This is a genomic window from Thermococcus sp. SY098, assembly GCF_035621495.1.
Classification (GTDB): Archaea; Methanobacteriota_B; Thermococci; order Thermococcales; family Thermococcaceae; genus Thermococcus_B.
In genome coordinates, this window is sequence record NZ_CP141821.1 from 1,301,240 (window position 1) to 1,328,046 (window position 26,807).

Annotated in this window: 28 protein-coding genes; 13 read left to right on the forward strand and 15 right to left on the reverse strand. The window is 41.0% G+C overall.

Annotation, left to right across the window (positions count from 1 at the left end; all coding sequences use genetic code 11):
- Positions 1-3: 3 nt before the first annotated feature.
- The 4 genes from VFC49_RS07275 to coaD form a co-directional block, all read right to left on the reverse strand.
- Positions 4-906 carry a coiled-coil protein gene (locus VFC49_RS07275; RefSeq protein WP_324736683.1) on the reverse strand — a complete coding sequence of 301 codons (903 nt, stop codon included), beginning with the start codon at positions 904-906 and terminating at the stop codon, positions 4-6.
- A 240-nt stretch (positions 907-1,146) separates the two neighbouring features.
- On the reverse strand, positions 1,147-2,097 hold the full coding sequence (gene arcC, locus VFC49_RS07280) for a carbamate kinase (protein WP_324734988.1): 951 nt from the start codon (positions 2,095-2,097) through the stop codon (positions 1,147-1,149).
- A gap of 121 nt (positions 2,098-2,218) precedes the next feature.
- The gene (locus VFC49_RS07285; protein ID WP_324734989.1) at positions 2,219-3,478 is read right to left on the reverse strand and encodes an NAD(P)/FAD-dependent oxidoreductase; all 1,260 of its coding nucleotides are present in this window, start codon (positions 3,476-3,478) and stop codon (positions 2,219-2,221) included.
- A 4-nt stretch (positions 3,479-3,482) separates the two neighbouring features.
- Entirely contained in the window at positions 3,483-3,950 is a 468-nt protein-coding gene (coaD, locus tag VFC49_RS07290) for a phosphopantetheine adenylyltransferase (RefSeq protein ID WP_324734990.1), read from the reverse strand.
- A gap of 70 nt (positions 3,951-4,020) precedes the next feature.
- On the opposite strand from coaD, the gene VFC49_RS07295 reads away from it, so the two are divergent.
- Genes VFC49_RS07295 through VFC49_RS07305 form a run of 3 tightly spaced genes read left to right on the forward strand, consistent with a single transcriptional unit; the run spans position 4,021 to position 7,014 of the window.
- The gene (locus VFC49_RS07295; RefSeq protein ID WP_324734991.1) at positions 4,021-5,127 is read left to right on the forward strand and encodes a CGP-CTERM sorting domain-containing protein; all 1,107 of its coding nucleotides are present in this window, start codon (positions 4,021-4,023) and stop codon (positions 5,125-5,127) included.
- Positions 5,128-5,131: 4 nt separating this feature from the next.
- Entirely contained in the window at positions 5,132-6,463 is a 1,332-nt protein-coding gene (locus tag VFC49_RS07300) for an acetate--CoA ligase family protein (RefSeq protein ID WP_324734992.1), read from the forward strand.
- 35 nt (positions 6,464-6,498) lie between these two features.
- Entirely contained in the window at positions 6,499-7,014 is a 516-nt protein-coding gene (locus VFC49_RS07305; protein ID WP_324736684.1) for a flavin reductase family protein, read from the forward strand.
- Here VFC49_RS07305 and VFC49_RS07310 read toward each other — a convergent pair.
- Positions 7,011-7,508 carry a DUF257 family protein gene (locus VFC49_RS07310; RefSeq protein ID WP_324734993.1) on the reverse strand — a complete coding sequence of 166 codons (498 nt, stop codon included), beginning with the start codon at positions 7,506-7,508 and terminating at the stop codon, positions 7,011-7,013. The genes VFC49_RS07305 and VFC49_RS07310 overlap by 4 nt on opposite strands.
- Before the next feature lie 166 nt (positions 7,509-7,674).
- Positions 7,675-8,346 (reverse strand): DUF257 family protein, encoded by a 672-nt coding sequence (locus VFC49_RS07315; RefSeq protein WP_324734994.1) that lies wholly within the window; start codon positions 8,344-8,346, stop codon positions 7,675-7,677.
- Between the two features lie 177 nt (positions 8,347-8,523).
- Here VFC49_RS07315 and VFC49_RS07320 point away from each other — a divergent pair, with 177 nt between their 5' ends.
- Positions 8,524-9,498 carry a bifunctional N(6)-L-threonylcarbamoyladenine synthase/serine/threonine protein kinase gene (locus VFC49_RS07320; protein WP_324734995.1) on the forward strand — a complete coding sequence of 325 codons (975 nt, stop codon included), beginning with the start codon at positions 8,524-8,526 and terminating at the stop codon, positions 9,496-9,498.
- Positions 9,492-10,241, forward strand: a complete 750-nt coding sequence (locus tag VFC49_RS07325) for a DUF835 domain-containing protein (protein WP_324734996.1) — start codon at positions 9,492-9,494, stop codon at positions 10,239-10,241. The genes VFC49_RS07320 and VFC49_RS07325 overlap by 7 nt, the downstream gene beginning before the upstream one ends.
- Before the next feature lie 6 nt (positions 10,242-10,247).
- On the opposite strand, the gene VFC49_RS07330 is transcribed toward VFC49_RS07325, so the two are convergent.
- The 8 genes from VFC49_RS07330 to VFC49_RS07365 all read right to left on the reverse strand — a co-directional run bounded on the left by VFC49_RS07330 (position 10,248) and on the right by VFC49_RS07365 (position 19,917).
- Positions 10,248-11,084 (reverse strand): NAD(+) kinase, encoded by an 837-nt coding sequence (locus VFC49_RS07330; protein WP_324734997.1) that lies wholly within the window; start codon positions 11,082-11,084, stop codon positions 10,248-10,250.
- On the reverse strand, positions 11,053-11,232 hold the full coding sequence (locus VFC49_RS07335; RefSeq protein ID WP_324734998.1) for a Trm112 family protein: 180 nt from the start codon (positions 11,230-11,232) through the stop codon (positions 11,053-11,055). Before VFC49_RS07335 ends, VFC49_RS07330 begins: the two co-directional genes overlap by 32 nt.
- Positions 11,207-12,232 (reverse strand): lysylphosphatidylglycerol synthase transmembrane domain-containing protein, encoded by a 1,026-nt coding sequence (locus VFC49_RS07340; RefSeq protein WP_324734999.1) that lies wholly within the window; start codon positions 12,230-12,232, stop codon positions 11,207-11,209. The genes VFC49_RS07335 and VFC49_RS07340 overlap by 26 nt, the downstream gene beginning before the upstream one ends.
- Positions 12,229-13,383, reverse strand: a complete 1,155-nt coding sequence (locus VFC49_RS07345; RefSeq protein WP_324735000.1) for an RsmB/NOP family class I SAM-dependent RNA methyltransferase — start codon at positions 13,381-13,383, stop codon at positions 12,229-12,231. The genes VFC49_RS07340 and VFC49_RS07345 overlap by 4 nt, the downstream gene beginning before the upstream one ends.
- A 9-nt stretch (positions 13,384-13,392) precedes the next feature.
- A complete protein-coding gene (locus VFC49_RS07350; protein WP_324735001.1) occupies positions 13,393-13,905 on the reverse strand; it encodes a DUF3201 domain-containing protein in 513 nt (170 codons plus the stop codon).
- A gap of 43 nt (positions 13,906-13,948) precedes the next feature.
- Entirely contained in the window at positions 13,949-14,842 is an 894-nt protein-coding gene (locus tag VFC49_RS07355; RefSeq protein ID WP_324735002.1) for an LEA type 2 family protein, read from the reverse strand.
- Between the two features lie 69 nt (positions 14,843-14,911).
- Positions 14,912-17,662: a hypothetical protein gene (locus tag VFC49_RS07360; RefSeq protein ID WP_324735003.1), complete on the reverse strand. Its 2,751-nt coding sequence runs from the start codon at positions 17,660-17,662 to the stop codon at positions 14,912-14,914.
- On the reverse strand, positions 17,659-19,917 hold the full coding sequence (locus VFC49_RS07365; RefSeq protein ID WP_324735004.1) for a hydrophobe/amphiphile efflux-3 (HAE3) family transporter: 2,259 nt from the start codon (positions 19,915-19,917) through the stop codon (positions 17,659-17,661). The genes VFC49_RS07360 and VFC49_RS07365 overlap by 4 nt, the downstream gene beginning before the upstream one ends.
- Before the next feature lie 74 nt (positions 19,918-19,991).
- Here VFC49_RS07365 and VFC49_RS07370 point away from each other — a divergent pair, with 74 nt between their 5' ends.
- Genes VFC49_RS07370 through VFC49_RS07390 form a run of 5 tightly spaced genes read left to right on the forward strand, consistent with a single transcriptional unit; the run spans position 19,992 to position 22,306 of the window.
- Positions 19,992-20,219, forward strand: a complete 228-nt coding sequence (locus VFC49_RS07370) for an Lrp/AsnC ligand binding domain-containing protein (protein ID WP_324735005.1) — start codon at positions 19,992-19,994, stop codon at positions 20,217-20,219.
- Positions 20,220-20,224: 5 nt separating this feature from the next.
- Positions 20,225-20,752 (forward strand): GbsR/MarR family transcriptional regulator, encoded by a 528-nt coding sequence (locus tag VFC49_RS07375; RefSeq protein WP_324735006.1) that lies wholly within the window; start codon positions 20,225-20,227, stop codon positions 20,750-20,752.
- A 33-nt stretch (positions 20,753-20,785) separates the two neighbouring features.
- Positions 20,786-21,292, forward strand: coding sequence for a CDP-2,3-bis-(O-geranylgeranyl)-sn-glycerol synthase (locus tag VFC49_RS07380; RefSeq protein WP_324735007.1), 507 nt, complete (start codon positions 20,786-20,788; stop codon positions 21,290-21,292).
- Between the two features lie 50 nt (positions 21,293-21,342).
- A complete protein-coding gene (locus VFC49_RS07385) occupies positions 21,343-21,606 on the forward strand; it encodes a ubiquitin-like small modifier protein 1 (protein ID WP_324735008.1) in 264 nt (87 codons plus the stop codon).
- 1 nt (position 21,607) lies between these two features.
- A complete protein-coding gene (locus VFC49_RS07390) occupies positions 21,608-22,306 on the forward strand; it encodes a ThiF family adenylyltransferase (protein ID WP_324735009.1) in 699 nt (232 codons plus the stop codon).
- On the opposite strand, the gene VFC49_RS07395 is transcribed toward VFC49_RS07390, so the two are convergent.
- Positions 22,303-23,241 carry a hypothetical protein gene (locus VFC49_RS07395; protein ID WP_324735010.1) on the reverse strand — a complete coding sequence of 313 codons (939 nt, stop codon included), beginning with the start codon at positions 23,239-23,241 and terminating at the stop codon, positions 22,303-22,305. The two genes, VFC49_RS07390 and VFC49_RS07395, sit on opposite strands and share 4 nt — an antisense overlap.
- Positions 23,242-23,494: 253 nt before the next feature.
- Here VFC49_RS07395 and VFC49_RS07400 point away from each other — a divergent pair, with 253 nt between their 5' ends.
- From VFC49_RS07400 to VFC49_RS07410, 3 genes are all read left to right on the forward strand, one after another.
- Entirely contained in the window at positions 23,495-24,661 is a 1,167-nt protein-coding gene (locus VFC49_RS07400; RefSeq protein WP_324735011.1) for an NAD-binding protein, read from the forward strand.
- Entirely contained in the window at positions 24,658-26,127 is a 1,470-nt protein-coding gene (locus tag VFC49_RS07405) for a TrkH family potassium uptake protein (RefSeq protein WP_324735012.1), read from the forward strand. The genes VFC49_RS07400 and VFC49_RS07405 overlap by 4 nt, the downstream gene beginning before the upstream one ends.
- Before the next feature lie 232 nt (positions 26,128-26,359).
- Positions 26,360-26,794: a molybdenum cofactor biosynthesis protein MoaE gene (locus VFC49_RS07410; RefSeq protein WP_324735013.1), complete on the forward strand. Its 435-nt coding sequence runs from the start codon at positions 26,360-26,362 to the stop codon at positions 26,792-26,794.
- The last annotated feature ends 13 nt before the right edge of the window (positions 26,795-26,807 follow it).

Genomic DNA, 26,807 nt, shown 5'->3' on the forward strand with positions numbered 1-26,807 from the left:
GAATCACACCAAGTTGTATCTCTGCAACAGCAGAATTTCATCAAGCGTAAGCTTCTCACCGCGCTTGAACTTCTCCAATGCTTCAACGGCTTTTTCAAATGTTGCGTCCCTCTTTGCCCTCATCCTTGCAACGAGTTTGTAAGCAATTAACTCCTTGTGCTTTTCATCATATTCCATTATCTTCCTCTCAATCTCACGGAGCTGTCTCCTTACTTCCCTAATCTTCTCCCTAAGCTCAACGACTTTCTGGTGATATTCATCGGCCTCCTTCTTTATCTCGTCTGCCTGCTGGTATGCTTTGATCATCTGCTCATGGAACTGCTGGCTCTGGTTTGCGAGCTTTTGGATTTCCAAACTTATAGCTCTTCTTGCCTTCTTCAAACTTTCAACTTTTTTCCTGGTTTCTTGGAGCTTCTGATGGAATCTTTCAGCCTGCTGGATTATCTCAAGCTCCGTCGCCAAAACCTGAATCTGATCAACAATCTGCTTCTCTCTCTCGGGAGTTATGTTGGGATTGGTCTGCAACTCCCATTCAAGCTTGTCAATTCTCTCCTCAATCTTTTCTTTAGGCATCCTAAGCCTTCTCAGCTGATTATATTCATCTCTCTTGGTTCTATATTCAAGGATCTCTTGATAGAGAAGGTCAAGCTTTGCATTGATGTCTTCCCTATTCTTTTTGAGCTCCTGTATTTGTTTATTCACCTCATCTCTTTTCTGCTTATATTCTCTTGCTTTTTGTCTGAGTTGCTTAACCTCATTGTTCTTCTCATCTCTCTTCTGTATCCAGATATTCAACTCCTTCTGAAGCTCCTCAAGCTTAGCTTGAATTTCTCCTTTCTCCTTTTCAAGAGCTTCAATCTCTGCTTTTATCCTCTTAATTTCTTCTGGGTCTACTTTTACTTGCATGGTATCTTCCCCTTCCCCAATTTTAGAATAGTTACTCATTCTCTCACCCTTATTTAAGCCTCGCTATGTGAAAAAGTAAGAAGTAAATAAAAACTTTTTGGCTCTAAATAAGGAGCTCATAAATTTGAGTTAATTCAAAACTGCCAGAGTAATGTTTGTTTTACATTATTTATTCTGAGCTTTCTATTGTCAAAAGATGGGCAGAAATAGTGTTCTAAAAAGTTAAAAACTCCAAAGAGATCACATTTTGATTACTTGGGTTCCAGTTTTGCCTTCCAGTGCCTTAACAGCTCTATCAAGTGCAGCAATGACCGCTCTCTCCCCACCCCATTCCACAAATCTTATCGCTGCTAAGACCTTAGGCCCCATGCTGCCTTTCTTAAAGTGCCCCTCTTCATAATACTTTTTGAGCTCATCCACAGTAACTTTGTGAAGCCACCTTTCATTCGGCTTTCCATAATTTATTGCAGCTCCATTTACATCAGTGAGAATCATGAAGATGTCAGCATTAACAACCTCAGCCAGCTTTTCTCCAGCCAGATCCTTATCAATGACAGCCTCAACGCCTTTAAGCTGCCCATTTTCCTCTATAACCGGAATCCCCCCACCACCCGACGCTATGACAATGAAGCCCTTCTCAACTAAATCCCTGATTATGTCCTTCTCAATTATATCCTTTGGGTCGGGGGATGGAACAACTCTACGCCATCCTCTGCCAGCGTCTTCCACAACAACCCACCCTTTCTCTTTGGCGAGCCTTTTTGCTGTTTCCTCATCGTAGAATGGTCCAACTGGCTTAGAGGGGTTTTGGAAAGCCGGATCGTTTTTATCAACCAAAACCTGGGTTACAACTGTTGCAACAGGCTTGTAAATCCCTCTCCGCTTAAGCTCGTTGGTTATAGCCTGTTGTATCATATAACCTATCTGCCCCTGAGTCATTGCCCCAGCAACATCCATTGGCTGAGCCGGAATTCCATACAGTTGTTGCCCAGCATCCATGTGGAGAAGCAAAGCCCCAACCTGAGGACCGTTTCCATGAGTGATTACAACCTCATAATTGTTGTCAAGAATTATATCAACAATCTGCTTTGCAGTTTTTCTTACATTTTCCATTTGTTCTTCATAAGTTCCCTTTTGACCCCTCTGAAGAATAGCGTTTCCGCCCAAGGCAATGACAACCCTCTTCCTCATGTTCCCTCACCTCTGAATTGACTTTCACAAATATTTGATAAAAGGCTTTCTTAGTAATAAAATGTTTTATTCAGAAAAAAGTTCGGAAAATCCGCAGAAAGCTTTACAAAGGTAAGAAAGCTCAGAGGTACCACTCATCAAACCTCCCAACTCCAAGCTCCTGAAGAACTTTCATAACTCCAAGGGCAATTCCTTCGACCTCTATTCCACCCTCCCCCTTGTTGGCGTCTCCAACAATGTAAACGTTCTCCATCGGAAAGTCCAAATGCTGTCCTGAGGCTACTCTGTTGACGGGGTTTCCGTCAAGATAGGTCTGTATGAGCAGAATCTCTCCATTTTTATCAAGTTCAGGGAACAGGTAATATAAGTCTTCAACGCCCAATCTCTGCTCCTTCTTTATGTTTCTGCTCCTCAGCGCTTGATGTGCCATAATCAGGGTGTAGCCTTCCTTAGCTAATTCCGGACTCAAGGCTGAAGGCTCGTTGTAGCCGTTAATTCTCTTTGTGTCAAGGGTGAACACCACTGTATTTCCGATTCTTGGCTTTCCTTTTAGCGCAATGTTAATTTTGATTCCCTCAGCAGGTATTAAAGAATCGAGTTTTTTGAGATATTCCTTATCAAAGTTCTCTCTTCCAAAGAGCTCAACAGTCTCTTTAATCCCAATGTTCGAAATTAAGATGTCATAAGAGTACTCTTCACCATCTGCTGTGAAAACTTTTCCCTCTTCAGCCTCAACAACCTTTTTTCTCGTTATTATTTCTCCGCCGTTTTCTCTAACAATCCTCGCTAACTCATCTGTCACAGCTTTGCATCCACCCTTTATTAGTCCTGGCCCTCCCCACTTAAGCGTAGCTTTAATTTCCCTGGCAAATTCGATGGCTGGAATTTCCTCAGGGGTCAAGCTCACAGCCCAGCCGAGAAAGCTCTTTATGAAGAGATAAGCAAATTCATTTTCCCCAATTTTATCGGTCAGCCATTCCCAAGCATTCATCTGGGCATCTTCACCTTTTGGCAGACGGTTTGCTTTTATTTCTGCCAAAAGCTTCATTGCCCTGGCTTTCTCCTTAAAGCTGAGATACTTCCATCCTTCTCTGTAGTGATAGAGCGTTCCATCAATGAAGAATTTCCCTTTTGGGTTTGAGTTAACTATCTTCACATTGGCATTGAGGAGCTTGAGGAGATGAGCTAACGGTCCGTCTTCACCGTGAGGAATCATGTGCAGAGCGCCAGTTGAGAGCTGAAAATCCTTGTATCTCAAATTCGTGAATCTGCCCCCAATAAAAGATGCCTTCTCCAGAACTACTACTTCATGACCAGCCTTTGCCAAAAATGCTGAGGTCAATAAACCTCCGAGACCAGCACCAACTGTTACAACTCTCATTTTATCACCTCTTGGGGTTCCCAAATGGATCTATGAGACCAGCTCTTATTAGAGATGAGCTTATTTTACACCCCAATTTACTCTTAATTATCCCTATTTTTACAATTTTCAAGGGTTTTAGACCTTTTTCCTCTCTCGCTTTATTAACTATCAGGGCGCCTTTATATGTTTCTTCACTGACAACGATAGCCTCCAAGCCCTTTAATCTATCAGCAAAACCTATTGCATTGTGAATTTTTATTATGCGATAATTCTTATATCCATTAACTTCAAAAAATTTAATTAAATCCTTCAGCCGAAGCTCATAGGGAAGAATTTTTTCGGCATAGGGCTTGTTTTTAATCATTTCATCAGATGTCAAACCAATGTAGACATATTTTCCAACTTCAAAGGCTTTCCTAAGTAAAGCTTTATGCCCCAAATGCAGTCTATCGAAAGTCCCACCGACTACAACTTTCTTGTACTTCCTCATGCTCATCACTTCAACACTTGCACCAATAAATTTTTGTATCCACTTACAAAAAGTTTAGGGAGGTGAGAAAATGAGTGAGAGAATCAAAGCAGGTGCCATATTGTTGATATTCTTCTTTTCATTAGGTCTAATAAATCAGGCAGTTGCATATCCGCCTCAGCAAATCTTTGACATTCAAATTTTTATGACAATTACTGAAAGTGGAACTGCTTCTGTCAAGATGACAGCTAAGCTTATAGATCCGTATCTGCTTTCTTATCTGAACAATCTTCAGAAGAATGATCCTCAAAAAGCCCAAAAAGAGTTTCATGATATGGTATTCTCTTTGATATTCCTAAATCTTCAGGAATTCATACAGTCACAGACAAACAAAACAGTCATCATAACCCCCCAAACAGGATTTATTGAGCTTCATCCAAATTGGACTACTACACTGAACTTTAAAATATACAACTATCTAACTTTAAAAAACGGAACCCTAAAAAGCGCTGTTTATGGCCCAATGAGGTTCATTTTTAAAAATAAAGTTCTTTCATATCACTGGAAGAGGCTCACAATAATATTCCCGAAAAATGCTTACATCATTAACCTTGCCCCAGTACCAAAGGAGATGACCGAGAATGTCGCAGTTTGGGAGAATGGCGACTATCTCCCCATAATTGCGCTCACATTTAACGAAACAGTGTTCCAAAAAGAGAGAGCAAAGAAAACCAAAATAATACCGTTTAAGGAGTTTTTAGACAACAGCACCAAAGTCATAAATCTGAGATATGATCCCTTTGCTGGAACTGTGACATTTAATGGGAGCATTACTGGGATGAAGCCGGAGCAATATCACATTGCAAAGCTCATTGATGAGTTTAACATGAGCATGGACTTAATCAAATTCGATATAAAAAGCACGGAAAACGGTGTAACATTTTCAGGAGAAGCAAAGCCAATGCTCCAGTATAAGGAGACCCTCACAAAGAAGGTGTGGAACATCACAATTAGGTTGCCATTCAGATTTGATAAAGTGAACATTAAAGCCCCCAAAGACCAGGGCGTTCAGATGATTTACGGAAAAACAGACAACACAATTGTAAATATGGTGTTTGAAGAAAAGAAGATCTGCGGTCCAGGAGTTATCGTGGGATTGACACTATTTCCGCTGCTTCTGAGAAAACGCAGGAGGTGAATTAATGGATTTAGATTTCTTCTTTTACCCTTCCTCCGTTGCGATATTTGGCTCTTTCAGAAATGGAGCAATAGCATATGAAATTCTGAGAAATATAGTGGAGGGGGGTTTTGGAGGAAAAATAACTCCCATCAATCCAAGGGGAGGGGAAGTTGAGGTTTCAGGGAAGAGATTCGAAATAAAGAAGAGGCTTGATGAAAAGACAGATGTGGCGATAATAGCGATTCCCGCAAAGCTTGTTCCTGGATTAATTGAGGAAATTGGAGATAAAATTAGGGGTGCTGTCGTTATCTCTGCCGGTTTCAGCGAGATTGGAAATGTTGAACTTGAGAGAAAACTTGTTGAAAAAGCGAGGGAGAAGGGAGTTAGAATTATTGGGCCTAACTGCGCTGGAATCTTTGGAGTCCATGCTAAATTCTTCGGTTCATTTGAAGTTAGAGTTAAAAAAGGAGGCTTAGCTTTAATCTCCCAGAGCGGAGCCTTTGCTGGAGCAGCTTTAGCAATGGGGAATGAGGAGGGAATTGGATTTTCCGCATTTGTATCATATGGAAACGCCGCAGATTTAACGGAAAGTGATTTCCTGAGATACTTTGCAGACGATAAGAACACTAAAGTAATATCCCTGTACATTGAGGGGGTCAAAGATGGAAGAAAGTTCATTGATGCTTTGAAGTATGCTACATCCAAGAAGCCCGTGATTATCTTAAAAGCCGGAAAAAGCAAGAGTGGTTCAAGAGCTGCTCAGAGCCACACGGGTTCGTTGGCTGGCAGCTATGAAATATACAAAGCGGCATTCAACCAGTTCGGTGCAATTGAAGTTGAGGAGATGGAGGAGCTTTTTGACGCTGCTAAGGTCTTTGAGATGTACGACAAAGCTGGAAGAAGAATAGCGATTATAACGAACTCCGGCGGACCTGGAGTTTTGGCAACGGACAAAGCCGAGAGCCTGGGTTTAGAGATTGCCCAGCTCAGCGAGAAAACTATAAAAGCCCTCAGAGAATTTTTACCTCCCCAGTGTTCCATTAAGAATCCCATAGACCTGATTGCAGATGCCGATTATGAGAGATACAAGAGAACAATCGAGATCGTTGGAAAAGATGAAAACGTTGATGCCCTGCTTGTAATCTGTGTTCCCCCTATTTTTATCCCAAGTGAAGAAATAGCAAAAGCCATAATTGATGCAAAATGCGAAAAGCCAATAATAGCGAATTTCATGGCTGGAGAGCTCGTTAAGGACGGAGTTAAACTTCTGGCAGAAAAAGGCATTAAGAACTTTCCAACGCCTGAAAGAGCAGCAAAAGCACTCTACTGGCTCAGCTTAAGGGAAAAAGTTTAATACACCCCTTTGCCAACCTATACCCGGTGATGGGAATGGATGCCTACAGATTGCTGTACCCCATGAGAACATATCTGATAGTCTCAGGTCATGGCGAAGAGGCAAACGTTATGGCAGCTGACTGGGTAACTATACTCTCACATGAGCCATTCATGGTCGGGGTTGCTGTTTCACCGAAGAGATACACCCACAGGTTAATCAGCAGGTATAAGGAGTTCGTTGTAAGCGTTCCAAGCCTGGATATGCTTAAAGATGTCTGGATAGCCGGAACAAAGAGCGGTCCATCAAAGCTTAAGGAGATGAGCATTACCTTGGTTCCCTCAACGAAAATAGAAACACCAAGTATAAAGGAAGCATTGGCAAACATTGAGTGTAAAGTAATTGATGCAAGGGACTACGGAGATCATACCTGGTTTGTCGGTGAAGTCGTTGGCTGGAGCTACGATGAGGGGGCTTTCAAAAACGGAAAGCCAAACTTGAAAGCAAAGTTCCTTGCACATGCAGCATGGACGGACTTCGTTACATTTGAGGAGAAAATATACAGGGCTTAAATGTCAAAAACAACATCCACTCCAAGCAGCTCGGGATATATTGTCTTCTTAATTCTCACCCTTTTCTGTCCGATGATTTCGGCTATAAAGAGCATTGACTCTTCAATAAATCCAGGCACAAATGGTCTAAGCTCATGCCATACTTCCCTGTTCACAAACCACACCTTTCTCATATTCTCATGACTAAGGGTTACACATTTCGTTAAGAAGAGAGCCGCCCGGATGCGCTCATGCAGCTCAAGTAGTGCGAGGTATTTTTCAATTCCCACGGGAATAACAAAAACCCCTTTTTCCTCTGAAGCAACAACACTGTTAATCGTTTCACACACTTTTCTTAGATCAATCTGGTATGTCCTTGAGGGGGACATTCTCTTCACTATCTCTCCAACTTCAATTTCCCCACCTATCTTCACAACTTTCAGCCCTTCAGGTATTTCCGAATCAAGGATTTCTGCCTGATACTTCATCAAAGATAAGGTGTCAAAATAATCCAAAAGTAGGACAGAGAATCCTCCAGAGAGTAGAGCTTTTAAAAATCTAAAAAGAATGAATCCTGATGAACCCTCGAATCATAGAAAACTATTCCACTGCTCCTTGGCACAAAAAATTTAAGCACATCCCTAATCTTTATCTCCTGAACTGTCTCCATGAGCTCCACCCTTAAAACTCGACCACCTTTCCTTTGAAATCCGGGATAATAGTCTTCAAGATTTTCACATGATGTGGATCGACAACTTCTCCTATGAAGAGAACTGCCTCTTCAAAGTATTCTGGAACATAGGGCTTGAGATGCTTCCAGAGGTCAGTGTTTATACAGATTATGTCCCTGATGTCAAAAGGTTTTGTCGTGAGGTATCTCACTAAGTCGTGTATCTGGAGGAGCCTCTCCCTCTCATCGAGTAACATCAGGAACTTGTCGAACCCAAAGGTTATCTTTACAACAAACTCTCTATCTTGAAAATCTTTCATGAGTGCGTCGATCTTTTCCCTAAACTTCTCCCTGTGGATCAGATAGGAAGTGCTTATTTTGAGCCTCTCTTTCACGTTGCTAATATCTATCGAGCCGCCAATTTTTAAAACTGCTACATCGTTTAAGAGCTCCTCGAAGTCTATACCAAATGCCTCAGCCTGGTATCGGATTATGCTCAGATTATCAAGTGTGTCAACTATAATTATCCCAATTCTGTCCCCATACTGCTCCCTTAAGCTTTTCACAAAGCTGCAGAAAATGATTCCAGGATGTGAATAGCTCGAATATTTAATCAAAATGGTATCCCTTGGAATCATCATCTCAAGTACATTCTTAATGTCTATTGTACTGACCTTCTCCATATCATCTCACCACTCCTAAGACATTACTCACAGCTTAATAATTACCAGGTCATATAAATACCTTCTGCTCCGACTGAAGACAAAAAATATAACCTTATTACCACGAGCGAGTATTTTCGTGCTTCCAACTGCAAAAACGGCATAAGATTTTTAATCTCCAATTACCACTTTACACCAATGATCGCCCTTGGAATTGAAGGAACGGCTCATACTCTTGGCATAGGTATAGTTACTGAAAATGAGGTTTTAGCAAACGTATTCCATACGCTAACAACTGAAAAAGGGGGCATCCATCCCAAAGAGGCTGCTGAGCACCATGCAAAGCTCATGAAGCCGCTCTTAAAAAAAGCCCTTCAAAAGGCTGGGATTTCTATTGAGGATGTAGATGTCATAGCCTTTTCCCAAGGCCCTGGATTGGGACCATGCTTAAGGGTTGTTGCAACCGCAGCAAGAGCTTTGGCGATAAAGTACAGCAAGCCGATTGTTGGAGTAAACCACTGCATCGCACATGTTGAGATAACAAAGATGTTTGGAGTTAAAGATCCAGTGGGCTTATACGTAAGCGGTGGGAACACTCAGGTTTTAGCCCTCGAAGGCGGAAGATACAGGGTCTTTGGAGAGACCTTGGACATTGGGATTGGAAACGCCCTGGATACTTTTGCAAGAGAGCTCGGGCTGGGCTTTCCGGGTGGACCTAAAATTGAAAAGCTCGCTCAAAAAGGAGAAAGATACATTGAACTTCCCTACGCCGTCAAGGGCATGGATCTGAGCTTTTCGGGTCTTTTAACCGAAGCTGTTAGAAAGTTCAAGAGCGGAAAATACAGAATAGAGGACATAGCATATTCCTTTCAAGAGACCGCATTCGCTGCACTGGTTGAAGTCACCGAAAGGGCTGTGGCACACACAGAAAAGGAAGAGGTTGTTCTGGTTGGCGGTGTTGCGGCAAACAATCGCCTGAGGGAAATGTTAAAGATAATGGCTGAGGATAGAGGGGTTAAGTTCTTCGTTCCGCCTTATGATTTGTGTCGTGATAATGGTGCAATGATAGCATATACTGGTCTGTTGATGTACAAAGCTGGCGTAAGATTTAAAATTGAAGACACAATTGTTAATCAGAGATTTAGAACGGATGAGGTTGAGGTAATATGGTAGGTGCAATTGTTCTCTTTTACAGGCTTTTCCTGTTCTTAATGATCCTTTTCTTAACCATCTTTATCAGCATTCGAATCATGAAATACCCAAAGAACCTCAGGAAGCTAATGCTTCTGGCAGCAATTTTTTCAGGAATTGGAGCATTCGGCAGGCTTATTGATGTGCTGGTTCTGTTTGTTCCAATACCTTTTGCATATGAAATTCACCTCATAACTCATGTCGTTTCAATAGGGGGAGTAATTTGGGTGTTCATTTCGTTAATGCTCAACTTGGAAAGGTACTACATCCCCCTCACTTCAATTTCACATGCAGAAGAAAAGAGAAAACCTGGGGCATCATATGTCGTGTTATCTTCGAATACTCTTCAGGATGTTGTTGAGTTCCTTCAAAATATTGATGGACCAGTGCTACTCTTTACACGTTATCCAAACCTTTATGGGAATGAAAACATCAAAAAAATATGGATAACAACAGCAGACTCTAAGGGAGTCTCTCCCACTGCCCTTCACGTTCTGCAAGATATCGCCATTAGATTTGCTTCTGAAAACAATGGTGCTACTATTGTTGTTGACTGTTTGGAGTACCTTATTCTTTACAATGGCTTTAAAAGCGTTTTTAAGTTCCTTGTGACCTTAAAAGATCATCTAATGACACGGGGTGCGACTCTTATAATATTCGCCGACCCAACAGCACTGGAGAAGTCCCAGGTTGCACTTCTGAAAAGGGAGTTTAACCCCCTGTAGAGATCCTCAAAACTTTTTCTTAATTTTGAGAGTGTATTTTGGATAAATCTCTTCAGAAAATCGTATAAATTTTGTCTTCCTTGGGGATTTTTTTATTGTTATTTCAATATCTGGAGTGAGATATGTGTAAAACTGACCGTCTATTGCCAGTATCACGCTTCTTGTCAAAGTTAAGATTCTTACATCAATCTTAGATGTTGCGGGAACAACCATCGGACGAGAGCTCAGAGCTATGGGGGCAAGAGGTGCTATAACAACACCATCAATTCTTGGATCTAAGAAAGGACCACCTGCAGACATAGCATACCCCGTTGAGCCCGTGGGAGTTGAAATTATGAGACCATCAGAACGAACCTCATCAGCCAATCCCTCATCAACGTAATACTTCAAATGCACTATTTTACCAGGGACTCCTGTTAAAATAGCCACTTCATTCAGAGCATCGGGGACCGTATTTTCTCCATTTAGATACGTCCTCAGCTTTATTCTCTCGTCAATGTGGTAATCCCCCTCAATGAGCTTATTAATTGCAAAAAATGCCTCATTGGGCTCAACTTCCGTTAAGAATCCCAGTGTCCCCATATTGATCCCAAGGATTGGGATGTCCTTCTTGGTGCGGTGTTCAATTCTCAGTATCGTTCCATCCCCTCCAATTGCAATTATAAAATCCACGTCCATGTCCTCAAGTTTTACGACGTCTTCTACATTAAAGTGAGGAAAATGCTGATATGTCTCCTCATCAACGAAGACTTCAAATCCGCTAACCTTAAGAAAATCATAAACTCTATACGCAAGCTTCAGAGCAGCTTCCTTATCTCTTCTCGCCACTACACCAAACTTCATCAACACTCACCACAAGTTGGGGAATACCATCAATGACAGGGTATTTTAAATTACAGCGCTTACAGAATAAATAGTTTTCCTTAAGCTCCAGACCATCTTTGCAGCGGGGGCAAGCTAACACATCAATATTTTTCCTTAATCCCTCCACTTTTAACACCCAGATAAACGCTCAAAGCTCCCCCCACTATACTTGGAAGCCAGAAGGAAACAAACCTATCTATGACCGTTGCTGTAACAGCTAAGCTCTTGTCTATGCTCAAGCTTAAATAGAGTGCCGAATTTACGGCTTCCGTTATGCCGATACCTCCGGGAAGGATGCTCACCATTCCCAGCGCTATCCCAGCCATCTGAACCATCAGAATCTTGTAAAGCTCAAGGGGATAATCTATGCTTCTAAATACAAAATATGTCCTGAGAAGCATAAATACCCACAGGGCAAATGAATAAAACAGCGTTTTCATTAGAACTGATTTATCCGTTGACAGTTCTTTTAACGTTTTCCTGAATTCAAATATTGATTTTTTAAGTTTCTCCTCAAGCTTTTCCTCAATTCCCTCAAACTTCTTAGGAAAAACCCTTTTCAAAAGCATTATAATTGCTTTGAGAAATCTCATTGCAAGCCTTTCATTAAATGATAGAAGTATAGAGATCACCAAAATTGATACCAATGCCACTGTTGATACAGAAAGAACCAAAAGCAGGATGTGTATCTTCAAGATTAAGGCATACTTAAAAGCGATAAACGTAAACACCATAACAGGGATGACATCAAGAATTCTATCTGCCATTATGGTTGCAAAAACCTGCCCATAGGTGCTTTTTGATCGAGAGGTTTTGCTTACGACGACCATTCTTGCAGGTTCTCCACCAGCTCTCGCTCCCGGGGTTATGTTGTTAAAAAACACCCCTATGAAGGTCGCCACCATTATGCTCCAGAATCCTATCTTAACTCCAGCCCTCTTTAGAAAAACTTGCCATCTAAGTGCCCAAGCAAGCGTTGCAAACAGCTGCATTGTTAATGCCAAGAGAAGATAGTTAATTTTAGCACTCGCTATAATTTCCATTGTCTCATCTATCCCTGCCCACCAGATGAGAGCAAATATCAGCAGAACTCCAATGATTATCATTGGAATTCTTTTTTTCTTCATTCTCTCACCTTCCTCAGCTTTGCTATAAAGAAGCCCTGCGTCAGGTGTTTGTGGGGATAAAATCGCTGCACTTCTTTAAGCCCTATTCCCGGAGAACCTATGAAGAACGATTGTTTTTCAAGCCTCAACCCCTTTTTGATCATGTATTTAACATTTCCCTCATTTTCTTCATAGCTGAGTGTGCATGTTGAGTACACCAAAATCCCACCCTTCCTCAAGCTCTTTATTGCAGCATTTATAAAGTGCCTCTGATAGCGGGCTGTTGCGATGATGTCCTTCGGCGTTCTGCTCTCCCAAAGCTTAGGTCGAACTCCCAAAGCTGTGCACGGAGCATCGAGCAGAATCTTGTCCGCTTTTATGCCAAGCTCCGGCAGATTCCTTGAGTCCATATGAGCTAATTTAACATTTTTAACCCCCAATCGCTTTAAGGTTTCCTCCATTTTCTTGAGTCTGTTTTTGGACTTATCAATTGCTATTATCTCCCCCCTGTTCTGCATGAGCTGAGCTAAGTGAGTAGTTTTGCCCCCAGGAGCAGCTGCCATATCAATGATTAAATCCTCCTCATTAGGTTCAAGAATTCTCGCAGTTACCATAGAAGGCAGGCTTTGAGGGTAAAAGTAACCTTTCTCAAAGCTTTTAAGCTCACTCAGGCTTGGAAGCTTGAACTTCGGCAGAGTGACTTCAACGGCAATCCCTCTTGTGGCTTTTATCATTTCCTTTGCACTCATCTTTGCTGTTCCAATTCCAACCAAAAGGCCCTTCGGGTCCCTTATTTGGACTTCATCACCTTCTTTAATACTCTTATCTGCCTTGAGAACACCGGGAGCGTAGAGCATGGCACCTTGATACACACTTTCAGCTGCATATTTGTTCGCAACAACAGTGGGAAGCTTGGGATTGTAATCATCAGGAAAATTTGGACCCTCTCTGTCAAAATAAATGCCCTCATCAAGGTATGGGCTTCTCTTAGGCTTAAGACCTTCTCTTTTAAGCTCATCAATCAATTTGTCTCTGCTGATCTTAACGGTATTAACCCTTATGTAGTATTTTTCGACAGGTTCTCTCAGCTTCTGCATTATTATCTCAGCTTCTTCCCCAAAGAGCTTTCTGTAGTACTCCTGGAGTTCCTCTGGAAATGCTTCAAGATACATGATATCACCTTAAAGGTCAAAGAGGCTGTATTTTTTGATAAGTTCGATAAAATCAAAGAGATGCCTTTCCAGTTCTTCAACGGTCAGCTCACCAACTTCAAAGTTTATAATCTTCTCTTCGCTCTCCTTTATTTCCTTAAACACTTCATTTGGTTCTTTCGGGTGTTGGTAGTTGTAAAAATCCTCAAGAAAATTCTCGCTTCCATAGATGTAGGATTTTCTGAATTTTTCAATAAATTCCTTTACAAACTCCTCGCTTATTTTCTCCTTAAGAATGCCAAACACAAAATAAAATCCCTGCAGAGTGGCTCCAACCTCTCCACCAGGCTTAATCTCAAACGCTGGATGAGGGTAAAGCATCTCTCTCCATTCTCCGTCAAGATATATATAAGCGTTGAAAACCTCCTCAACAGGCTCAACCTTAAACCCGAGAGGCTTAAGCTTCTCTCTGAGCTCTTCATTAAGTCTGAAAGTCTCGCCCCAGATGAAGTTGAGTAAGTTGTGAACATCAAGTAGATTCATAACCTCACCTCCAGAGAAAGAAAAGAGGGAGAAAATTTAAAGTTTAGGTTTTAAGCTCAAGCATTGAATTTATCTGTTCAATTATATTGGTTTTAATTTTCTTCTCAATATCGGCAACCTTGATCCTAAACTCCTTATTAAGGACGTTGGCTTTCAGGTAAATAACTACTGAAACATCGCTTTCTTCGCCGCGCTTTATGTGTTCTGCCCATACCTTTGGCAGAACGGACGTATCAAGGAGCGTTTTAACCTTAACAACCCCATATCCATTTGCCGGAAGTACTGTATTCTCAACCAAGGTGCCCGTAGCAACAGGATAATTATCTATGTTGACATTAAATTCCACTCCAGATACTGGAATCGGAAAGCTGTTGGGGTTGTATAGCTTAACATCACTGTATACTGTAATGTACTTATCACCAACTGGCCCCCATCTCGAAGAAATTCCCTCCACAGCGGGCGTTTTAATTAAATCTCCCGTGCTTTCGGTCTTTATATTAAACTGGGACAGTATATCTGTCTTAACTTGCTGAGTAAATTCCTTTTTAAATACTGATATTCCGAAAATAGAAACTCCCAGAGTTATTTTTACATAGCTTTTCTCTCCGTCCCTAATGTGGTTCTTCAGAGCTTCAACAGCCTTGTAATTGTCCAGAATTAAAACACCGTCAACCTTATCTTGCATAAAGCCAAGCTTCAGATTTTCAACCTTTCCAATCTTTACCCCTGCCCACTCAATTGTAACATTATCAACCCTGAGGGATATCGGTAGCTTTTTTCCCAAGTCTATGTGAAGCCAAAGTTCAGTTGTTTTATCATCAACGTATCCCCATTCTGCCGTAATTTTTGGCTTCAAGTTCAAAGCAGCGTAGCCCAGATAACCAAGCCAGAGTATAAAAATAAGAAACAAGACTGCTATTATTTTAACGATCCTCATTGTTCCCACCCCATCAAATATAATGATCTTCAAAACCGTTTAAAGTTTTCTGAAAAAGAAAAAGAGAAATTATCTGCGTCTTTTCATGTAAGTAGCAAGAATTGCCAAAACAACTAAAAAACCAAGCCCTATTCCAGCATACTTCAGGGTGTGTGCCTGCTTTATGTTTTCCTCAACTGGTATTTTTATGCTGTCCTCAAAAACGTAAACATTATCGTCTCCACTTTCTTTATCCCCAACTGCTCTCATCCTTATCTGGATGACATAAGTCTTCGGCACTGCATCTTTATCTATGCTGAGCTCTACAACTCCCTCTCCACTCTGTCCAGGTTTTAGATTTCCAATGTAGTCAGTCCTCTTTGTTAATGTGAAAGGCTGGGAAGACTTCACGATGCCTTCAATCATCACACTGCTTGCTTTCTCTCCACCAACGTTTTTCACAGTGATGTAAACTTTTATTTCTTCACCTTGCATTGGAGTTTTGTCAAAGCGAACATTTTCAACAACAAGCTTTGGCTTTTCGTGGAGTATTATTGGAACATTCAGTACGATTTTCTGAGTGTTTCCAAGAGAGTCTTTATACTGAATCTCCACGGGAAGCCTATAGCTCCCTCCTTTTGCATCCTCATTAACGTTGATCCTAAAGACAGCATTTGCTGAATCTCCTTGCCTCAGCGTTCCAAGGTTTATTATCTGCTCGCTTGTGTCGCTAAGCTCAAAGGGGCTTTGGGGCTTCGGAATAAGAAGCACATACTTAGCCTCCCCACTTCCAATGTTCTCAACGCTTAAGCTTACCTCAACGTTGTGCATTCCTGGGTAAACTCTGCTCGGTGAAGTTGAGACCTTTGAAATTATGAGCTGCTCCTTTCCGAGAACACTGATGCCAATTAAGCGCTCATCACTAATCTTTGAATCGTCTGGAGATGAAAGGTATTCAATGCCTATCCTCAATGGATAAATTCCATTTTCAAGTCTATTGTTTGCCTTTAAATGGAATGTCAACGTTACCTCTTGATTTGGAGCAATCTCTGGAACATACTTCACATTATCTTCTCCAATAGGCAAGAATGCATCAACATTTCTCTTTGCAAGCTCTTTTAATATTTGGTTTAATGCCTCCTGAAGGTTCTCACTTATGGCTTGACTCCCTTGAATCGGCAGGTTTTGAAGCGATGAAAGGTCAACTTTTTTAATTTCTCCCTGAACTGGAACTTGAGTGGGAATTATTTTCAGTGCAAATGCCCTTGCATTTTCTTCTCCAACGTTTCTGAGCTTTATCGTAAGAGTGAACTCATCTCCTGGGTCAACTTTCTTTGGCTCCATATCAATGCTTTCAATTTCTATGAATGCTTCCCTTTTTCTAAGCACCTGAACCGAGAACTCAAAGCTTTGGCTCTTTGAGTCCTTTGAATCCCCACTGTAGTAGGTGAGCTTTAGGGTTACAGGATAGCTTCCAGTCTCTGCATCTTCGCTCACATGAAGTCTAAAAGTAAGTTCAACCTCATCATTTGGCTCAACAATCGCCCTATAGTATTGGTCAGTCCTATTGGCTACAAGAATTGGCGTTTTTGCTTCCATTGGCAGATTGCTTTGAGGTAGCTGGGCATTCTGAATCTTCTGCTCTTCGATATTTAAAGAGCCTTTGGGTTCAATGGTTGCTAAAAAGTCTTTGGCAGTATCTCCTCCCATGTTTTTAAGTTTTATTTTAACTTCAAAGTCTTCACCGGGATGAACTATTCTTGGCTTCTCAATGCTCTCAATTACGAACGATGCATCGTTATCCCTTGCTACAGTGATTCCAACAAAGTTGAAGCTCCGCATCTGCTGGATATTTTGCCCCACACTGAAGAAATAGATTACAGTTACATACAATGGATAAACACCAGGCTGGGCATTCTCATTAGCTTTGAACTTGAACTCCAGTGTTGCACTCTCCTTTCCATCAAGAAATTCGACATACTTTATTGAGGTATTTACCGACATTAAAGCAGACTGCACAACCCCGCTTTGGCTTAAAGCCTGAGCTAAAGCTTGTCCCGCTGAACTCTGATTTTCCCCACTTCCAACGTTCAGCATAACCGGAGAGACCATGACGGTTATATATTTTGCTTTCAGCGCACCTTCATTCTTCAGATGAACCTTTACGGTAAATTCCTGCCCCGGATTCACACTTTTAGGAGCTTCTATGCTCGTGGTTATGAGTGCGGGTATCAGCGAAGCTTTCCACTCATATGGACCGCTTATGCTTATCCTTGCTCCGTTTGGGTATATCTCAAGCGCAGTTATGGTAACCTTTTGCCCATCAATGTTAAGCTCAATGGTCTCATTCTCGCCAATGTACGTAAATTGAGGAACTCTCATTGGCATTAGAATGTCTTCTTTGTTTATACCCAACTCAGGATGCTCATTAATTGTCTTAAAAACAGCATCTGCAATTTCTTCAGGAGAAGCTGTAGCAAGCCAAGCCAAAAACTGGGCGTAGGAGAGTGGATTCGTGGCATTGTAGCCGAGAGTTTCCGCCATCGCTCTCAGGAACTGTGGATCCTCCAGCAGGGACTGTATCTTACTGGGGTTTGGCACATAGATCACGGTGTAGTTGGCATTGATTATTTTTCCATCTTTTATTATCACAAACATTGCCTTGTACTGATTCGTAAGATAGTCCTTCTGAACATCGTTCAGCGTGATTACGAGGGGACCAACTAAGATTGCATCCCCTTTATTTAAATATCCCTCAAAAAGCACAGTGTCCTGAGCCAAAGCCATGTTAAAAGTGGCCACGATAATCATTACACCTAATAACATTCCAAATTTTTTCATTTCTCTTCACCTCTTTTCTTTATTTGTTTACCGTAAAATATCTGAAGCAAAGCAGGGGTAACAAGATATGACGCCAGCATTGATGCAAATATTCCAAATGCAAGGGTTTTTCCAAAATCGTGCATAGGTGTGAGCTCACCAAAGAGTAAAGCCAAAAATCCTCCAGCGGTTGTTAATGCACCGATGAAAATGCCAGGACCTACACTTTTAACAGCCGTAACAATCGGATAAGGATTGCCCTCTTCAAGCTCCTCCATAAATCTGTGGGTGAGATGCATCCCATAATCAACACCCAAACCAACAATCATTGAAATGGTCCCAGCCAGAACTTGGCTGAAAGGTATTCCAGCCCAGCCCATAAAGCCAATTGTCCATAAAGCTCCAAGGAACATGGGAGTTGCCATTGCAATTGAAAGCTTCGCACTTCTAAAGAGCAGTATCACTATAAGCACTACGAGGAGAGTTCCATAGGTAGAGATTCTTTGAAGTTCAGTGTTTGTAAGCTTATCAAGTGCATAGTTAAGGTATGTATCTCCAGCCAATGAGACCTCAACCCCCGGAGGGAATTCTGAATTCTGGATTTCCTCTTCAAAAGCTCGTATGATTTTCCTGAACTCGTCCTGACTAACCCCCATGAAGTTTCCCTTGAAGCGAATTAGAGTCATGGAGTAATCAGAGCTAACGAGAGGTGTTCCTTGATATCCTTCAAGAGCTTGCTGTACCTTTTCCTTATCCTCTGGAATGTAGCCATATTTCTTGATCACAATATCAGCTATGCTATCAGCCTCTACGGCATTATTATAATAGGAATCCGAGAGAACACTTTGCTCAAAAATATAGATTGCTTTTACGACATTCGGATCCCTAACATCATCAGCCTTTACGAGGACATCAAGCTCGTCTTCACCTCCAAATTCATACCTAACATCGTTCATGACTTGGATTTCAGGGATGTTCTGGGGTATCATTTTTTCAAATCTCACTTCTGTTGTTACCATTGTGAGACCATAACCAAAGAACAGTGTTATAACAAAAACCAAAGCCAAAAATTTCCATGGATTGTCTCTAACTGTTTTCCCCATCAATTCAAAGACCTTTGCTATGAATCCAGAGTGGGATCTTGTTTCTGGTATTTCATAGTGTCCAGTAATGAGTTTTCTCAAGTCCTCCTCAAGGATTATGATTGCCGGAGTTATAACAACAGCATTAAGTGCCGCAAGTCCAAGACCCATGATAAGGGCCAAGCTGAGTCTCCTAAGTCCAGGAAGAACTGAAATGCTGAGAGCAGAGAAACCGGCTATTGTTGTAAGTGCCGCCCCAAGTAGGGCTTTACCGGTCTCAGCTATAGACTCTTCCGCAGCTTCCTCTATACTCCTCCCTTTTTTCCTTTCTTCATAATACCTGTTTGTTACATGAACCCCATAATCGATACCCATACCAACCAGCATTGCCCCGACAGTTGTGGTTTCAATATCAAGGGGGATCCTCAAAATTCCCATGAATCCAAGGGTCATTATAACCCCAAATATCAGGGGTATTAACGGAATAACTGCTTTTATTGGAGAACGGTAGAAATAAAGGAGTAAGGAAGCAACAAAGAGAAATGCTATCGCCATAGTCAAATACATGTCATGCTGCATGAATAGGAGAAATTTATACAGTATCCCAACCGTCCCAGTCTGGACAACCTCAACATTCTGGGGAAATTTAACACTATCAATATCATTTTGGATTTCATTGTAAACCCTAACCAAAGCTTGAGTATTCTTCTCTCTGTTCATTGTGGCGATTATCAGAGTAGTGGTGTAGTCCGAGCTTATAAACTGATTTCTAACTCCTTCAGGGAGCATATTAAGAACGAATTTGGATTCTTCCATATTCTTCGGCAACCTTCCAAGAACATTTATGTAAACATCAGCAATGCTCATTGTGTTGGTTATATACTCATGCCGCCTCAATTTTTGCTCAAGGTCATAGATTCCTTGAATAACCTGTGGATCCCTAATATCATAAACTCCCCCTTCTTTAATATCCTTAATCTTGACAACAACTATCAAAACCTCATTACTTTGAAACTCATTCTGAACAGTGAAGTAATCCTGAACAGCCGGCAAATTTTCTGGAAGCTGATTTGCCAGATTGGTTTCAAATTTAAGCTGAGTTATGCCATAGAAGGAGACAACTAAGAGGAACACCGCCACCAATCCAAAGGCAATTCTGTATTCCACTATTATTTTTGCAAGTTTCTTGAGCATATCTCTCACCAACTTTCGGAAATTTCCGAAAGTTTTATATGTATGAAAATTTAAAAATCTTTTGGTGATCATTGATGATTGCCTTTATCTTAATTACAACTAAAACCGGAAAGGAGAATGAAGTTGCAAAGAATCTCAAGAAAATTCCGGAGGTTAAAGAGGTGTACACTCTTTATGGGAACTACGACGTCATCGCCAAAGTGGAAGTTGAAAATCTGCAAAGATTAAACGAGCTTGGAAACGAAATCTTAAAAGAGAATAAAGGAATTTTATATACCGAAACTCTAATCTGTGCGAGGTGATCCTGTTGGGGATTGAGGAGGCAAGAAGGATTATGATGAATCACTTTGCAAACGCCGCAAGAAGGTTTGGACTAAGCGAGCTCTATGGGTACATCTATGGGGTTTTGTTCTTTGCAGATGAACCGCTAAGCTTAGGAGAAATTGCGGAAAAGACAGGATACTCTATTTCTCATGTAAGTTCCGCCTTAAAGCTCCTTGAAAGTGTTGGCTTAGTTACAAGGATTAAAAAGCCAGGAGACAAAAAAGCATACTTCACAGCAATAAAGAATCTGAAAGAATGGAGAAAAGCTGCATATTACAACAAGCTTCTTGAAGATGTACGACAAACAAGGGTAAACGTCCAAAAAGCTCTTGAAGAAATTAAAGAAGACAGAAGTGAAGAAGCCGAGAAAATAAGAGAAAAGCTGAAATTTATGCTTAAAAGAAATGAGATAACAGAGAAAATTATAAAATTGCTCGTAAGGAGTGATGAAGAGAGGCTCCTCGAAAAATTAATCCTCTGCCTGCATGAACTTGAGAATGAAAGAGCTTAAAAAGGAAAGCGAGAAAACCATGCAGGTGATTAAATGAATCCACTGTTTGAGGCACTTTGGTACATTCTCCCAGCATATTTCGCAAATGCATCCCCTGTGATATTTAAAGGGAAGACTCCAATGGACTTTGGTAAGAAGTTCATTGATGGAAAGCGTCTATTAGGGGATGGAAAAACCTGGAGAGGGTTCTTCGGAGGACTATTCACAGGTATTTTTATAAGCATTATCCAATATCACATAACCCCAAGCTTCTATGGCTCCTTTGTTGTGGCATTAAAACTAGGATTTGCCCTTTCTTTAGGAGCCCTTGTTGGTGATTTAATTGGAAGTTTTGTGAAGAGAAGAGTAGGAATGGAGAGAGGTTATCCCGCTGTGGGATTGGACCAGTGGGGGTTTTTAATCACAGCCCTAATTTTTGCATATCCTATAAAGACACTCTCAACTGGGCAAGTTTTGTTTTTACTGGCAGTTACGCCTTTTATTCACTGGTTTGCCAACGTATTTGCATATAAAATGGGATGGAAAAGTGTTCCCTGGTAGTGCCATAAATCTTTTTATAAAAAGAAATTATTAAATTTCTTGGTGATAGCATGAAGGTTAAAGTAAAATATTTTGCTCGCTTCAGAGAGCTTGCTGGAGTTAGCGAGGAAATTGTAGAGCTCCCTGACGGGGCTAAAGTTAAAGATCTCATTAAAATCATAAAAGGGAGACATCCAAAGTTCAAAGATGAGGTTTTTGAACAAAGTGAGGATGCTGACGTTAACGTGTCAAGAAACGGGAGCTACGTGAACTTTGACGAAGAATTAAAAGATGGAGATGTTGTTGCTCTCTTCCCGCCAGCGAGCGGTGGTTGAGATGCTAACCGAAAGAGAACTTGAGAGGTATGATAGACAAATCAGGATTTTTGGAGTGGAAAGTCAAGAAAAGCTCAAAAAGGCTAAAGTAGCTGTTGTTGGTGTTGGAGGGCTTGGAAGTCCAGTTGCCTATTATTTAGCTGCAGCGGGTGTTGGGACTTTACTCTTAATTGATGAGCAAACACCAGAGCTGAGCAACTTAAACAGACAGATACTCCACTGGGAGGAGGACATAGATAAAAATCCCAAGCCCCTCTCAGCTAAATGGAAGCTTGAAAGGTTCAATTCAGACATAAAAGTTGAAACATTTGTAGGAAAGCTTACAAGAGAGAATATTGAAGGAGTTCTGGATGATGTAGACGTTATAGTTGATTGTTTGGATAATTTTGAAACAAGGTACCTTTTGGATGAGTTTGCCCATAAGAGAGGAATTCCGTTGGTTCATGGGGCAGTTGAAGGAATGTTCGGACAAGTTACAACCATAATCCCTGGAAAGACAAAATGTCTGAGGGAAATATTCCCAAAGCCGCCAAAGAAAAAAGAAAAGTTCCCAATTTTAGGGGCAACTGCTGGAGTTGTTGGAACCATCCAAGCAGCTGAAGTCATTAAGCTGATTACAGGCTATGGGGAGCCATTAGCAAACAAGTTATTGATAGTTGATTTGGCACATGGAAGCTTTGAAGTTCTCAACTTAGATTAAGCCCTATAGGATACAGGCTTTTTCACATTCTTTTTCACGTTAATATCTTTAACGACGAATTCTTCATACTCCCTACCAGTTTCAAAAACTTCAACTGTTCTTCCCTGAGGGTCTTTCGTTAAGATTTTAATTTCCATATTGTATGCTACTCTCCCACCAATGAGATTTCCATTTCTAAATTTAACCTCCAGAATCCCCTTGCTGACGTTAAATGTTACGTTTGTATCTTTAAAGCCAATGAAAAACCTCGCCAGTTGAGTTAAGTCCTCTGTTGTTACGTTGTAGTAAAAAATCTGAGTGCCGTTCTCAATGGTTTTATTAAATGGCTCTTTTTGAAGGTATTTTTCGACAAAGCTAACAACATTATATCCCCAGGTTAAGTTTAGGACAGCCTTGGGGGGAAGTATAAAACTCTCATTTGTGAGCTTTTTCCATACACCGTTTGAGTACAAATAAACCTCTCCATCCTTAATGATCTCCCTTGTAAATGTCGTTGCACCGCTGGGAAAAGTTGTTGTAGTCGTGTTTATGTCAGCTTCCTTATTTATCAAATCCACATAACCTACTTTCTTTGAAGTTATACTGACCTCACCAGCGTTAAAAGTAAGGTTTCCTTGCTTAATCTTGACGTCAAGAGTTACGCTTACGTTTTCAAGATACGTAAACTGTTTAATTTTCCTTAAGTTATTCAACAGCTCTTCACGAGAATAAATCCTCGGTTGTATTTGTGTTTTAGTTTGGGTTATTGTTTCTGAGGGAGATGAAGTTGTGGTTGTTGGTATATTTGTTATACTCGTCGAAGATGTCATTGTCTGAGGCTGAGTTGTTGAAGTTTGGGCAGTTGTTGAGGTTGTAGAGGTGGATTTACCACCAATACAGCCAGCAACTAAACCAACCGCAAGTATTCCGACCAACAAAATTCCCAGCTTTTTCATTCCTTTGCCCCCAAATATTTTTTAGTTTGTTCTTTACAATGGAAGGAATAAGCTATTGGAGCTTTATATTATTTTCCAGATACTCTCAACTTCATAAATGGGCAAAAGATAAATCACAATTAGTCTTAACAATTTAGGAAAATCCAAGCCAAAAGGATATATACCCCATATCCAGACTGGAATGACTGATGCTTTGTAATTAGGGATTAACTTTTTAGGGGATGATCTCAAATTAATCATTAAGGTGGAATTATTGAAGGTCATCGTGGTTGGTGCCGGAAGAACAGGATTTTTAATCGCAAAGTGGCTCTCAATGAAGCATGAAGTAACTGTTGTCGATAGAAATCCGCGAATTCTTGATGAAATATCATATGGTCTCGATGTGTTTGCCATACCTGGAGATGCAACCCTTCCAGAGACCTTGAAAAGGGCGGAAGTTGAAAATGCCGATTACGTAATTGCAACAACCGACAATGATCAAACAAACATAATTGTGTGTTCTCTTTCAAAAACCCTGGGAAGCCCTTTCACAATAGCAAGAGTGAAAAGGATAGAGTATCTAAAAGTCTGGGGCCATGGGAGAAGAACTCTTGGTGTGGACTTAATGGTCTGTGCTGCCCCCCTTGTAGCCGAAGGTATAGTCCGAGTCATGGAGTATCCCCAATTAGTGTTCTTTAGAAAACTGTATGGGGACATCTATGTAGGGATAAGCTCATCAGATATCAAAATCCCCTGGTCATTTAAAATTGACGATAGAAACGTTATTATAGCGACGAAGGATATGATAGAGAGGTCATTTAAAAAATCAAAAACCAAAAAAGTTTTAATACTTGGAGCGGGGGAAACCGGAAGAATCGTGGCAAAAATGCTCTCAGCAAAGGGAAAAGAAGTTAAACTTGTAGAGGACAATTTCAAAAAAGCAAATGAAATTGCAGATGAGCTCGATGGAGTTACAGTTATTGCCGGAAACCCTTTCAGCGACTTTTTGTGGTCTGAAGAGAATCTCAGTGAAGCTGACATTGCAGTCGTGGCGTTTGATCAAGACTATAAGTGTTTCTTTGCATCAGCACTTGCAAAAGAAAAAGGCATAGATAGGGTTTTTTCAATGGTTCACCGGAGCTCACATATCTCCTTGTTCGAAAAGATTGGTGCTATTTCTTTCAGCCCGGAGCTCGAAACTGCAGGGAAAATAACAGCAGCAGTTAGAGGAAAAGCTGTCCTTGGAGTTGTAACAAGACCCGAGTTCCAAGTGTATGCTCTCAGCGGAGAGTTCCTTGAGGGAACTCCCTTAGAGAACCTTTCCGGAATACCTGGACCTCTCTTCAGAGATGGAAGACTCGTACTCCCTACACCAAAAATGAAGATCAGAAAAGGTGATATTGTCACTGTAATTACCGAAGGAGGAGGCATGATCCTGTGAAGCTAAAGGAAACACTGGCACTTCTCGGGGAGATAATGCTCCTCTTTAGCATCTCATTTCTTGCACCTTTAACAGTTGCTCTTTATTATAAAACACCCATCTCATCATTTTTGATTCCAATGATAATGAGTCTGATTATTGGAGGCTTTCTTCGCTCCCTTGGAACCGGAGAGGAAATAGGAATTCGAGAGGCATTCTTTCTTGTTTCCTTGGCATGGCTTAGTATAGCGGTGTTGGGAGCTTTACCATACATCATTGCTGGAGAAGGTTCAATTGCCAATCCTCTCAATGCCCTTTTCGAAAGTATGAGTGGTTTCACAACAACCGGGGCAACAGTTATGGCGGATTTTTCCATCCATTCAAAGGCAATTCTGTTCTGGCGCCAGCTAACACAGTGGCTCGGCGGAATGGGAATAGTGGTTCTGGCGATAGCAATACTTCCGAGGCTGAGTGTTGGTGGTTCAGAGCTTATGAGCCTTGAAGCACCAGGGCCGCAGCTTGAAAAACTAACGCCCCATATAAAAAACACTGCAAGGATATTCTGGGGAATATACGTTGGACTAACTGCCATGGAAACCCTAATCTTAAGTACCCTACACTATATAGGCATCGCGCCAAAAATGACACCATATATGGCTCTTGTTCACTCCTTCACTACCATGAGCACAGGTGGATTTTCGCCTCTTTCCCAGTCCATCAAGGCATTTTCTCCAGCTGTTCAGTGGATTATAACAATCTTCATGATACTTGCGGGAGCAAATTTTGCCCTTTTCTGGTATCTCATGAGAAAAGACTGCAGAATAATCAGAAATGAGGAGTTCAGATGGTATATTTTTGCTATCCTTGGCCTTTCACTCCTAACTGTCCCGTATCTGGAACATCAGTTTAACCTTAATTTCACTACAGCCTTCAGGTATTCTATCTTCCAGGTAGCATCAATTGTAACAACAACGGGGTATGCAACGATGAATTTTTACAAGTGGGTTTTCCCTGCTCAATTTATTCTTTTCTTTGCCATGTTTCTTGGAGGGTCAAGCGGCTCAACAGCAGGCTCCATAAAAATAGTCCGATGGGTTATAGCCCTAAAAGCCATAAAAAGAGAACTTTCCTTATCATTCCATCCAAAATCCTTGATGAACGTGAAGCTTGGAGGGATTGTTGTCGGAGAAAGATCTATAAGGAGTGCTCTTGCATTCATAGCACTTTATTTTATCATATTCTCTGTATCATCCCTTTTTGTAATCCTTAATGGAGCCTCTGTTAACCTAAATCCCACAGATGCCATGAGTGCAGTTGCCGCGACACTTGGAAACATTGGACCAGGAATTGGAAAAATAGGCCCCATGGCAAACTATCTTATATTTCCCCCCCAGACAAGGGCTCTAATGATAGTTCTCATGTGGTTCGGCAGGCTGGAAATATTGACTGTTCTTGTGCTTTTCACGCGCTCATACTGGAGATGGTGATCAGCTTTAGCTTTCCAGCATCTTTATCAGTTCACCTTTGACTGGATTTTTGACAATCCCGATTTCAAAAGCATGATTGAGTAAATATTCTGGGAATTCTGAATCTTCAAAGAATGCTCCAACTTTTCAAGATAGTTTTATAGGTTTCTTTCAAAAGAACAAAAATTGATAAGTACAAAAACTCAAAATTCGTTAAGATATATTTCTCAAAAATTCCGTAAGGTGGGTAAAGATGCTCGCAAAACTATTCAAAAAGCCAGAAGATTTTGATGTTAATAAAGCCATTGAGCTGGTTTCTTCAAGAAAAGCTGGAGGTATTGCAATCTTCTTAGGTAAAGTTAGAGAGGAAAGTCATGGACGAAAAGTGAAAAAGCTGATTTATGAAGCCTACAAGGAGATGGCACTTAAGGAGATGGAGAAGATAAGAAAAGAAGCAAAAGAGAAGTTTCCAATTGAAGAAATCCTGATATGGCATCGTTACGGAGAACTTGAAGTCGGGGAGAATACAATATTGATCGTCGCAGCAGGAAAGCACAGAAGAGAAGCATTTGAAGCCTGTATGTGGGCAGTTAATGAAGTTAAGAAGAGAGTTCCAATATGGAAGAGAGAAGTGACTGATGAGGGTGAATTTTGGATAGAGGGAGACAAGATTATACCCGCAGGATAGTTGTTGTACACTT